The sequence below is a fragment of the Paenibacillus sp. FSL M8-0334 genome (assembly GCF_038000405.1).
Taxonomy (GTDB): Bacteria; Bacillota; Bacilli; order Paenibacillales; family Paenibacillaceae; genus Paenibacillus_AQ; species Paenibacillus_AQ campinasensis.
In genome coordinates this window covers 507,708-520,431 of sequence record NZ_JBBOCH010000001.1, presented here as the reverse complement: position 1 = coordinate 520,431, position 12,724 = coordinate 507,708, and the positions used below count along the sequence as shown (strand labels likewise).

6 protein-coding genes are annotated in these 12,724 nt (G+C 54.0%); all 6 read left to right on the top strand.

What is annotated here, in order from left to right:
- Positions 1–16: 16 nt before the first annotated feature.
- The 6 genes from MKX64_RS02320 to MKX64_RS02295 all read left to right on the top strand — a co-directional run bounded on the left by MKX64_RS02320 (position 17) and on the right by MKX64_RS02295 (position 12,663).
- Entirely contained in the window at positions 17–1,819 is a 1,803-nt protein-coding gene (locus MKX64_RS02320; RefSeq protein ID WP_341035271.1) for a cache domain-containing sensor histidine kinase, read from the top strand.
- A gap of 25 nt (positions 1,820–1,844) precedes the next feature.
- Complete coding sequence (locus MKX64_RS02315; protein ID WP_341036218.1) at positions 1,845–3,458, top strand: response regulator transcription factor; 1,614 nt, start codon at positions 1,845–1,847, stop codon at positions 3,456–3,458.
- An 826-nt stretch (positions 3,459–4,284) separates the two neighbouring features.
- Positions 4,285–5,211, top strand: a complete 927-nt coding sequence (locus tag MKX64_RS02310; protein ID WP_095263029.1) for an ABC transporter permease — start codon at positions 4,285–4,287, stop codon at positions 5,209–5,211.
- 18 nt (positions 5,212–5,229) lie between these two features.
- A complete protein-coding gene (locus MKX64_RS02305) occupies positions 5,230–6,150 on the top strand; it encodes a carbohydrate ABC transporter permease (RefSeq protein WP_095263030.1) in 921 nt (306 codons plus the stop codon).
- Positions 6,151–6,273: 123 nt separating this feature from the next.
- Positions 6,274–7,794, top strand: a complete 1,521-nt coding sequence (locus MKX64_RS02300; RefSeq protein WP_155617258.1) for an extracellular solute-binding protein — start codon at positions 6,274–6,276, stop codon at positions 7,792–7,794.
- A gap of 165 nt (positions 7,795–7,959) precedes the next feature.
- Positions 7,960–12,663, top strand: coding sequence for an S-layer homology domain-containing protein (locus MKX64_RS02295; RefSeq protein WP_341035270.1), 4,704 nt, complete (start codon positions 7,960–7,962; stop codon positions 12,661–12,663).
- Positions 12,664–12,724 lie beyond the last annotated feature (61 nt).

The window sequence follows — 12,724 nt, the reverse complement described above, 5'->3', positions numbered from 1 at the left end:
CGGGGGAGGTGGTGTGATGAAGAAGCCGTTTCGCTGGATTTCAGACCGGTTCTCACAACATATACAGACACGGTTAACCGGCTATTTCCTGCTGATCTTGCTGCCGCTGGTGGTCGTCAGCCTGTTTGCTATTGAGAAATCGAGGGACATCCTGTATGAGCAGGCCGTCGAGCGGACGGAAACGGCGTTGTCCTCGGCGATGAATCATTTTGATCTGGCACTGCAAAATGTCGAGGAAATATCGACGCTGATTGCGGGGGACCCCAGCATCAACGAACTGCTTAACAAAAACAGCACACAGCTATCCCCCCAGTCGATTGTGGATTTCTCTGAAGTGTTGGAGCAGCTGTCCAAATTGGTCTCGGTGAACCGGTTCGTATCGCAGATTGCTGTGTATCACCATGCCTCTAACATGCTGATATCCACCAATTCCGGAGGCCGCAAGCTGACAGGAGAGCCGCAGCAGGAATGGATGGTGGAGGCCGCGCGCAATAACGGAACAGGCTTCTCCTACGTGATGGCTGATTATCCGGTTGCAGGCGGGCATACCTTCGGCTCGATGACGAACACCGACAGCATCTCGCTCATCCGGGCCATGGATTTGTATAACAGCGAGCGCCAGTCCAATCTGCTCATGGTTTCTTTTCAAAAGGCGAAGCTGCTCAATATTATCAAAACGCTGCTTCCTTCGGTGAACAGCCGAATATCGTTGGTGAACGAGAAGGGCGAGGTCATTGTGGAGACCGGGAGCACGCTGGAGGACGAGGTGACAGGGCGGGATCTGGTGGTGACAACCGCCTCGGATTACTCCTCCTGGCAGCTAACCCTGGTGCAGCCAAGGAGCGAGCTGTACAAGGAAACAGATCAGCTCAGGCTGTTTACGTATGCCATCATTGCGCTTAGCATTCTGCTGGCGATCATCATCTCCTGGGTTGTCTACAGCGGCATTGCCGCTCCTGTACTGAAGCTGTCCCGGGGGATGAAGAGACTGAGCAGCGGTGAACTGAACGTCAATGTAGATACAAAGCGGAGGGACGAGTTCGGATTTCTGATCCAGTCCTTTAACAAAATGGCTGCCGTGCAGAAGCATCTGATCGAAGATCACTATGAACAGCAGCTGCGTCTGAAGACAACCGAATTGAAGTTTTTACAGTCGCAGATCAATCCTCATTTTCTGTATAACACGCTGGATTCCATTTATTGGATGGCCAAAAACTATGATGCCGATGAAATCAGCGAGATGGTCATGAATCTGTCGAAGTTCTTCCGGCTAAGCCTGAATAAAGGCAGGCAGGTATTCACCATTGAGGAAAGCGTCATTCACCTTCACTACTATGTTCGGATTCAGCAGATTCGTTTCCTGGACAGCTTCACGGTGGCGTACCGAATATCGGAAGACAGCAGAAGGGTTCCGATTCTCAAGCTGCTCCTTCAGCCGCTGGTGGAGAATGCCATCCTGCACGGTATGGAGGGAAGAAGCGAGGGCGGAAGCCTGATAATCAGCAGCTGGATCGAGCAGGGCAGCATCGTCAAAATCAGCGTGGAGGACAATGGCCCCGGCATCGCGGAGGAGCGGCTCATTTATATTCGGGAGGAGCTTGCCAAGATGGGTGCGCGGAGTGTGCAGGCACTCTCCCAAGACGAGGAGCATGTCAAAGACCTGTTCGGCTTGCGCAACGTCTTGAGCAGAATGAAGCTCTATTACGGGCGGGACGCTGATATCGACGTGAACAGTGAGCCCGGCAAGGGTACGGTGGTTACACTGTCCATTCCGCTTGATCGCTGCAGATTGGAAAGCCCTGCGGATGAGAACGTATAACACAGACAAGGGGGAGTCGTAGATGATGAACTTGATGATTGTGGAAGATGAACCGAGACTACGGAATGCCCTCGCCTTCAATATCCCCTGGGAGGAGCATGACATCGAGGTGGTCGGTCTGGCATCGAGCGGGCTGGAGGCGCTGGAGCTTGTAAGCCGCAAGAAGCCGGACATCATGCTGCTCGATATCCAGATGCCCGAGATGGACGGATTGACTTTGCTTCGCGAACTGAGGGACCGGCAGGAGCTGGATCGGTTGAAGCTGATCATTTTGAGCGGGCATGATAATTTTGCCTTCGCCCAGCATGCGCTTGAGTACGGGGTTTCGAAATATTTGCTCAAGCCTGCGGGTGAGGAGGAGGTACTTGCGGCGGTGCTGGAGGCCAGAACCCAGCTTCGGGCTGATCTGGAGCAGTGGCAGCGCAGGGCGCTCTTGGAGCAGCGCTGGAAGGACAACTTGCCTCACTTGCAGCATCTTTTTTTCATTCAATGGGTTGGCGGTAAATATGCGGAGCAGGAAGTTCTGGCCAAAAGCAAAGAGCTGTACATTCCGCTGAAAAAGGAGGCGCAGATAGCGGTAGCCGTCGTCGATCTCGATCCGATCCCGGAGGAAGAGACGAGGTTTCGCCAAGGAGACCGGGAGCTGCTGCAGTTCACGGTCCAGTGTCTGGCCCAGGAGCTGCTTCCGGCTCCGGCCTGCTGGGGCTGTGCGGATGCAGACAACCAGCTGCTGCTCATATTTGTTGTGGATGAGAAGCGGGATCCGAAAGATGCGATGCTGCGGGTTCATGCTGAAGTAGCCAAGCTTCTGTCCCAGACGAAGGAGGTACTGAAGGTGACGGCGAGTGCAGGCATCTGTGCCGGTACCGGTACGCTTGCCGAAGCGCCGCATCTGTATGCCCAGGCCTGCCGCGCGCTTCAGGAGCGGGTGATCTACGGTCATGATCTTGCGATTCCATATCGCGAGCAGCAGGCAGCGGACGGTCACGGGATGGCGGTTGCCGTGCAGCAGAGTCTGGAGAAGGCACTGGAAATTGCCCTGGAAACCGCCGACGAGACGAAAGCGCTGGAACTGCTGGAAGAGCTGTGGGAGGAAGTGTTCACGCGTTCCGCATCCTCTGATGAATTTCATGAGGCGATCCTGTATGTCAGCGGATTTCTGACCCGGGTCATTCATAAGCAAGGCTGGACGTTGAAGAAAATCGTTGGCGAGGATATCGCCTATTTCCACAACGTCAGGCTGCTCAGCACCAAAATGCAGACCTGGTCGCTGCTCACGCGAACCGTCCGGCATATCGCCAGATTCATGCGCGAGCAGCGAAAAACATCCAGCAATCAGCTGGTCAAGGATATCCTTCACCTGCTGGAGGAAGAAATGGACCAGGAGATTACGCTGCATACAGTAGCGGACCGGTTATATGTCAATTCGTCCTATTTAAGCCGGCTCTTCAAGCAGGAGGTGGGAGTTGCATTCTCCGCTTATGTGCTGGAGCGCAAGATGGAGCGGGCCAAATCCCTGCTGCAGCAGGGACAGAAGGTTTACGATACCGCCCGCCTGGTCGGGTACCGGGATGTGAGCTATTTTACGAAGGTGTTTCGAAAGTATTGGGGGGTGAATCCGGGAGAATTCAAGGGGTGAGTGGCAAGCTGGAGAGGGGGCGTGGAGCGGAGAGACGTGCTTGCGTAGCATTGTCGCTGTAAGTGACGAATCGTAGGCGCTCTGCGACCGTATCATTCCTCCAATCGCTGTTGTCGCTGAATTTCCTGAATCATAGAAGCGAGGAAGAAATTCAGCTCCAAAGGCGACCGCTATCGCTTTTCCGGAATTGATTCGTTCGCTCCGCTGGGAGGCGCCACGGGGCGTGCGCTGTACTTTAAGGCGCCTGCGGCTTACGAATAGAGTAGTTAGGTTAAAGTGCCTTCGTGCCTATAGGCAAGCTTGCAAAAATTCCGTACGTCACACGATTTACGCGGTACCCCGCGTGAAAGCCCTCACGCACGAGCGGCTTGGAACGATAATTTACAAGCTCATTGCAGACATTACATCACAATGGACCACCAGGCCATTGGCAAGGGAGACATTAGCTGCATTCCTGTAAAAGCATCCACAAAAGGTTGGACGGAAAACGTTACGTTTTCTCGCCCGGCCTTTTTATTTTGAAACTATGATCCATCCGGAAGCTGAATTCGAAGTGTTAACTAAGTCGTTCCGTTGAAGCATCACCATCACATCCTCGTGACAAACCGACCGCAACTCCATGGCATCATTACTGACACCCCTGCCCCAACACAACATCAGATTACCATAAATAGTAATGATCCTCGCCTACTCAGTGTCTGCGGCGCGAATTACAATTTGTAATAACGACAAGAGATGAATGACATCGAAAGGGGGAAACAAGCTCGTGAGAACAACAATCGAACCACAGGATGCATCAGCGGCCTCACCGACACCGGGCCCACACTTGAACCGAAAGCGGGGCTACTGGAGCCGCCTGGGGTCGGACATCTGGAAGGAATGGGATCTGTATCTGCTGCTCGTGCCGGGAATCCTGGTCATTTTACTCTTCAAATATACCCCGATGTACGGGATCACGATTGCGTTCAAGGATTTTAACATTTTTGCCGGTTATGCAGACAGTCCGTGGGTCGGGTGGAAGCACTTTGCGAAATTGTTTACGTCCCCGGACTTCGCCCAGGTATTCAGAAATACGGTCATTATCAGCTTTCTTAAAATTATCATTCTGTTTCCTCTTCCGATCATTATCGCCCTCATGCTGAATGAACTGCGAAACATGCTGTTCAAACGGACGGTGCAGACCGTCATTTATTTGCCGCATTTCCTGTCCTGGGTAATCGTCGGCGGCCTATTCATCGATCTGCTCTCTACAAACGGCGGCATCGTGAACAAAGTTCTTGTGTCCTTAAACATGGAGCCGATTGCCTTCTTCCTCGACAACAGCGTCTTCCGAAGCGTGCTGATCACCTCTGCGGGCTGGAAGGAGACCGGATGGAGCACGATTGTCTATCTGGCGGCTTTCACGATGATTGACCCGATGCTATATGAAGCAGCCAAAATCGACGGCGCCGGCCGCTGGAAACAGCTGTGGCATATTACATTGCCGGGAATTGCGCCGATCATCATTCTGATGTTTATTTTGCGGCTTGGCAACGTACTGGAGGCCGGGACAGAGCAAATCCTTGTCATGTACAACCCTGTCGTCTATCAAGTGTCGGACGTTATCGGCACTTATGTATACCGGATGGGGCTTGGCAATCAGGATTACAGCTTTTCAACCGCGGTCGGCCTGTTCGAAGCTGTCATTTCCTTCACGCTTGTCATTGTTGGCAATGCGATGAGCCGAAAATATTTGCAGCGCGGGATCTGGTAAAGAAAGGGCGGAACTTCAATGGAAGATCACAAAAAAGCGCTGGAGGGGAACAGCACAGCCAGAGGTGTCATCAAGCTGTCCTTCTCCGAGAAATGCTTTGCGGTATTCAATTACACCTTTTTCATTCTGATGGGTCTGACGACCCTGCTCCCTTTTGTCAATCTGATCGCCAAATCGCTAAGCAGCGAGGGGGCGGTGATCTCGGGAAGAGTCGGTTTGCTGCCGGTAGGGCTGCAGTTTGATACGTACTGGTATGTGCTGCAGGATTCCTTGTTTTTAAATTCACTGAAAAACTCCGTGCTGCTGACGCTTGTCGGCACAGCCTGCAGCTTGACAGTGACCACGCTCACCGCGTATCCGCTGTCCAAATACCGGCTGCGCGGGCGCAAATGGCTGCTGCTTATGTTTGTATTCACCATGCTGTTTAGCGGCGGTCTGATCCCGACCTATCTGCTTATGCAGAACTTGAACCTCGTCAATACGTTCCCGGTGCTGTTTCTGCCAGCGATGATCAACGTGTACAACATGCTGATCATCAAAAACTATTTCGAAGGTCTGCCGGATTCGCTTGAGGAGTCCGCCAAGCTCGACGGGGCCGGAAACATCCGCATCCTGCTGTCAGTCATCCTCCCGCTCTCGCTTCCGGTTATGGCCACCATCGGACTGTTTTTTGCGGTAGCCTTCTGGAACGATTACTTCGCGGCCATGATCTACATTACCGATCCGGGGCTGAAGCCGATGCAGCTGTATCTGAAGGAGCTTCTGGTATCCTCAAGCGGCGACTTTCTGAAGGATAACATCGACGCGGCAATCAATACGACGCCGCAATCAATCCAAGCCTCGTCAATCCTGCTGGCGACGATTCCGATTCTGCTTGTGTATCCGTTCCTGCAGAAGTATTTTGTCAAAGGGGTGCTGGTCGGTTCGGTCAAAGGCTGAACATCACAGCACGCGAAAGGTCATTAAGCATGTGCAGCATCTGAACTTCTCGAAGGTGGTGATGCTTCCCGTTAAGAGTGAATTCATGCTGGTCTAGTTACTCAATTATAAGGAGGGTTATCCATGATCAAGCTTAAGAGATCTTCGATTCTGGCTGCGGTGCTCGGATTCACGCTGGCACTGTCCGGTTGCGGTGGCGGGGGAAGTACCGCGGAACAGCCCAATGAACCGCCGACTACGCCGGAGCAAGGACAAGGTGCGTCCGGGGGAGAAACTGCTGAAAAGCCAAATCTGCGCATGATTATGCAGTACGGCTTGTTTGACCCGAAGACGGAATTTGCGGCGAAATATATTCAGGAAAGAACTGGCTACAATGTGGAATACGAGCTGCTGCCTGCGGAGGGAGCTGATGAGAAGCTGAACCTGCTTGTGTCCAGCAAGGATAATTACGATCTGGTGAAACTGAACGCGGCGCAGTTCTACAATCTGGCGTCCGCAGGAGCGCTGGAGCCGCTGGATGATTTGATTGAGTCGCACGGCAATTATATCAAGCAGTCCATCAAGCCGGAGTCTTTTGGCAGCGCGATGATTGACGGCAAGATCTATGGAATTCCGGAAACGGGAGCCGGCGTCAGCATCGGTGAAGAGCTGGTTGTCCGTCAGGACTGGCTGGATGAGCTGGGGCTGTCGATTCCGACCAATACCGACGAGCTGTACGACGTATTAAAAACGATCAAAGAAAAGAAAAACGTCATTCCGCTGACGATGAGCAAAGACTCGATCTACGGAGATATTGCAACGACGTTCGGGGTGCTGACCGATTGGAAGGAAGTGGACGGCCAGCTGATGCACCGCGCAGAATTGCCGGAGATGGTAGAGTTCATTACGTATATGAACAAACTGTATAAAGAAGGCCTGCTGGACACCGAAACGCCGATCAATACGGCTCAGAAGTCCATCGAGAAATTTGCGGGCGGCAATGCCGCCATGTATAAACTGGCCTGGTGGAATGCAGGCACGACGATTTCAGCATTGGAGAAGAACTTTCCGGAGGCCAAGACGGCCGTTGTGCCTTATCTGAAAGGGAAGGATGGCAAGGCGGTAGTCGGTGCCAAAGCGAATACAACCTGGTATATCTCGATTCTGAAGTCCTCGAAGAACAAGGAAGCGACGATGGATTTCCTGAACGCCAAGCTGGAGCCGGAGACTTTCAAAGGAATTGCGATCGGGGAAGAGGGCGTGCATCATGAAGTGAAGGATGGCAAGTATTATCCGATTCTTCCTAAATTCAATGATGATTTGAACAACGCCAGCAGTTTCTTGACCGGTGTGGATGAAGAGAAATATCCGATCTACTGGCAGGCGCGCGTTCGTAAGGACCCGGTGCTGCAGGCGCATTTTGAAGAGTTCCAGAGCAATGCGGAAGGCTTGATCGTGGTTGATCCGATGTCCACGGCGCCGCCGATCGATGCGGTTTCCAAGAACCTGCTCCGCTTAACGACGATGCTTGATGATAATGTACTTCAGTTTATTTCCGGAGCGAAGCCAATTGAGGATTACGACAAGTTCCTCGCCCAGTGGAGGGCGGAGGGCGGAGCCGATATGGTTGCGGCAGCCAACGAATGGTTTCAATCCTCGAAGTAAATGGATGTGAAAAAGCAGTCTGCATGGTGCAGCTGCTTTTTCCACACCCTTCATCTGACAATCTGTTCTAAATCTGTTTACATTGATCTAAAAATGAGGTGTTTACTTAATTGCAAATCAATCTGGTGTTAGCCATAATCCATGAGATGAAAGGTGGTACTGTTTATGAATCGAATGCTTCGAAAGCAGCTGTCCCGGCTTCTCTGTCTGACGCTGCTGATATCCATGCTCCTGCCGGCTGCGCCGGCGGTCTATGGCGATAGCGCGTCTTTGTCAGAGCTGCCTGGTGGGGCGTCGGAGGAGCCGGTTACTTTTGTGCCTGAGGGTGGCGGTCAGCCGCTGCAGCTGACGGATATTAATGCAGCCGGGGACGCCCTTGCAGGCAAGCCGGACTACTTGGCCCTGTACACAAGCGGCTCGGGGGTCACCAATGCCGTATACCGTGAAGCGGTGTGGGTGCCATCCCAGCATATAGCTGTTGCCGTGGATGCTAGCGGAAGTGTGGTCAGCGTAACCGGACCGGATGCCGACCCGCCTTTCGTCTGGGACCCGGACACGCAGCTGCCTATCCCTGCGGGCGGATATGTCGTGCTGGCTGGGGGGAGCTGGGAGCAGTCGGCTTATCAACAGCAGCTGTTCCAGCACTTCAAGCCTGGTGACCAAGTGAAGCTGATGCGGGGAGGAACGGTGGTCACCGCAGCTGATTTTATTCCACAGCAGCCGGATCCCGGCCCTCAACCCGATCCTGATCCAGACCCGGGCACGGTTGGGCCGGAGCTGCATCTGATCACGCATAACGATACGATCGTGTCCGTTCCGGCGATCGAGGTGGCCGGATTCATTGCAAATCTGCCTGATGACAGCTCGGCGTTGTCCGTCACAGTGGATGGCGAGGCGGCTAATCTGTCGCCGGAGGGCGTGTTCCGTCACGTCGTGTATTTGGAGCCGGGAGTGAGAGTGATCCCTGTAAAGCTCTTTGAGTCAGGCCATGAGCTGGCGACGAGCCATCTGACGGTTGTATATGAACCGCTGGAGGATCAGGATTATATCGAGGTTGAGGCAGCTCCGAAGGATATCACCATCGACATCGACGGCCCGCGCATTCAACTGAATTATGTTGACCGGGACGTGACGGGAGTCCCGAATATCGTGGCATTGTTTACACAGGATTACGGCGCGTCCGTTCTGATCCCCCAGTTTAATGTGGCGGTTCAGGTCGATGCCAACAATCGTGTGCTGCAGGTTATCAATCCGTCCATTAACGGGAATCCGCCGGTGTGGACCGGCCCGACCGAGCTTGCTATTCCCGAAGGCGGCTATGTGCTGATGGCGCAGGATGACAGCTATACAGGGCACTATATTAAACGATTCCTGGCGGAGAACTTTCGAGCTGGCGATGTGATCAAGCTGCGCAAGAACGGTGAGGTCGTTCAGGTTCGCGATCTGATGAGCGGCAACGGCCTGATCGCCCGACTGTCGCTTCACAATGAGCCGATGTACACCGTGACTGAAGGCAGTACGGTCATCTCTGGCAAAATCGATAATATGGATGACATCGATGCGATCCAGCTGCTGATTGACGAGACGGAAGTTTCCTTTGAGGCTGACGGTTCTTTTTCCTATACGTATCCACTCGCTAGCGGCACCAACTATATTGAAGTCAAAGTGTTGAAAAATGACATTGAGCAGGATGTGCGGTATGTTGCTGTCTTTGCAAGGCCGGGCTTCTCATCGAATAAAGAAGTGATTCTATGGGTGGATCAGGCGGCCAACGTGCGCAAATTCCAGTCAAGCGAGGATGTGCGGCAGTTCTTGCAAAAAGCAAAGGATACCGGCATTACCTCGGTTGTGCTTGATGTTAAAGGCGTAGAAGGCTATGTGTCTTATAAGAAGAACGACCTGACAGGCCGGCCGTACGTCAGTGAAATCCAGGCGCCGGAGAAGGCGGGGGCAAGCCCGAATCTTGATCTGCTCCAGGAATTCATCGACCACGGACACCCATTGGGTCTGGAGATTCACGCTGCGATTAACGTGTTTGCCGAGGGTTCTATCGCTCATCATGAATATGCGGTGCTAAACGATCATCTGGACTGGGAGGAGCGGGTCTATTTCCCGGAAAATAACGGCGAGATCAAGCGTCTGCGGGAGAGTGCCAGACAAGGGCTGGTGGCCTTTGTCAATCCGTCCCATGACGAAGTGAGGGAGTACCAACTCAAGACGTTTGAGGAGATCATTAAGAATTACGACGTTGACGGCGTCGTGCACGATCGTGGCCGCTATGACAATGAAGGGGCTGATTTCAGCGATGTTACGCGGGCCAAGTTCGAGCAATTTTTGCAGCAGCGGGGGAAACAGCTGGAGAACTGGCCGGAGGATATTTTCTATTATGAGAATAACGCCCGTGTCGATGGTCCGCTGATTCAAGAGTGGTGGGAATTCCGCTCCGGTACAATCCAGAGCTTCTTCGCAGAGGTGAAGTCACTGGTTGATTCGTATGAGGCCCGGGAAGGCAGGGAGATCAAAGTCTCTTCCTATGTCGGCTCCTGGTATGAAACCTATTATCTGAACGGCGTGAACTGGGGCAGCAAAAACTTCAGATACCACCCTGCGCTCAATATGCCGGAGGAGTCGGTGTATACACCGGAGTATTACGATACCGGATATATCGAGTACCTTGATTTCCTGATGATTGGTGCGTACCAGACGACGAGCCGGGAAATTCAGAAGTACATTACCCTCGGCAATATTGTAACCAATGGAGAAATTCCGCTGTATGCCGGCATCGCGATGAATAATGTGCAGGTTCCGGCGGTGCAGCGCGAAGTGTTCCAGGCGGGGCTCTCGTCAACGAACGGGCTTATGCTGTTTGATGCTTCGCAGGTGAACTGGACCGTTGTTCAGGCATCGCTGGAGAATCGGGAGTGGGTGAAGGATTTTCAGCTTGGTATGAGCTTGCCGGGGCATCCGGATTCTTTCATGGAAGGGCACTTCTATAATGTCAACCGGGTTGAAGGCAATGTGAATGTCATGACCGAGGATTTCGGTTACTCCACAGGCACGAATCGCTTCGGAGTCGAAGTGGTTGTCGATGATACGGGCACTGTCACCCGGGTCGTGAACAAAAATCAGGCGATTCGGTGGAGCTGGGGAGCACCGGAGGAGAATAACAGTGTCATTCCGCAAGGCGGGTTCGTCATTTCGGCGCTGGACCCTTCAGGCATCCGAACCTTGCGCCAGCTTGTGGCGAATGCCTACAGTGTTGGCGATCAGGTCCGGTCTGCTGCGTTAAGCGGCCTTCTGGACGATGAAGGACGGGAAACGAGGGAAAGCCAGATCCAGCTTGAGGGTCAGGTCGAGGTGCTCGGCCCAGGTCAGGCTGCGGTGAAAGTGAACGGAGCCGATGCGGCGCTGTCGGCAAACGGCGGATTTACCGCTGCCATTCCTCTGGCAACAGGGAGCAATTCAGTCACGGTTGACGTGTATGTCGACGGCTACAAAACGAACAGCAAAACCTTTGACATCATCCGCACATCGACAGGAGACGGCGGATCATCTCCAGGCAGTCCTGGCGTCCCCGTGGCAGGATCAGACGGGGGAACGGGAAGTGCCCCGCAGCCGGAACCTGCCCGGCCGGAACGGTTAACGATCAGCAGCGGGACAGATGAGGATGGCCGGACGGCTATCCATGTCGAGGTGAATGAGTTGCGGCTGCTGGAAGATATCGAGAGGCTGAGCAAGCTGTCGCCAGCTGCACAGGTGCTGGCCTATTCATTGGCCGGGACAGCGGCGGAGGGGGATATGCTCACAATGGATCTTCCGGCTGAAGGGCTCCGCAACGCTGTGAACAGGCTGCCAGATGGCGCTGTGGCTATCGAATCGTCCCTGGGCCGTTTCGAGCTTCCGCTTGCGGCACTGAAGCCGCTGATGACGAATACCGGGCAGGCGGAGCATCTGCATATTCGGATCGGCACGGCTTCTCGGGAACAGGAGCAGCGAGCCCGAACGCTGCTTGGAGATCTGCTGGCGTTCGAGTCCTCTTACGAGATCGCGTTGCACTGGAAGCAAGAAGGGGAGATCGGCGCTGCAGTGGAGCTGCCTTCCGGCATGTTTGCTACGTTCTCTCGAACGCTGGACCGCGTCGTTCATGCGTCCACGACAACGGTATTGAGAAGCCATCCAAGTTCGGATCAGGCGGTGTTCGTACCGGCACTGTTCCATACAGTGGATGGGAAGTCACGCGTATTGCTGCGAGTCATGAAGAACGGTGTATTCACGCTCGTCTCCAATGAGAAGACCTTTGGCGACATGACGGAACACTGGGCACGTGAAGATGTGACCCTGCTGGCGTCTAAGAAGCTGATCGAAGGCCTCGGGGAATCCCGGTTCGGGCCGAACGAGCCAGTCACAAGAGCCCAGTTCACCGCCATGATCGTACGGGCGCTCGGTCTTGAATTGCAGCCGGGCCAGAGCGGATTCCTTGATGTGCAGGCGGGCGCTTGGTATGCTGATCCCGTTAAGACGGCGGTGGAGCACGGGCTGATTGAAGGGTTTAGCAGCGGGGAGTTCCGTCCGAACGACCGGATCACGAGGGAACAGATGAGCGTGCTGCTGCTTCGCGCAATGGAGCTGGCCGGGACCCGGGTAGAGCTCGGGAACAAGGATGCTCTGCTGGGAAGCTTTAGTGATCGGGACCGTCTCGGAGGCTGGTCGGAAGAGGCGGTGGCTGTAATGGTTCAAACCGGGCTGATGAATGGCCGGTCCGGGCAGCTGTTTGCGCCGAAAGCGGACTCGACCCGGGCGGAAGCGGCCGCAGTGCTGACAAGAATGCTGCAAATGGCAGAGTATTTGAACCGGTCACATGGACGGTAATCAAGGTTTGAGTATACCGAAATCGTGTTCACGGGTGGGCCGGGGCAATTGACCCCGGCTC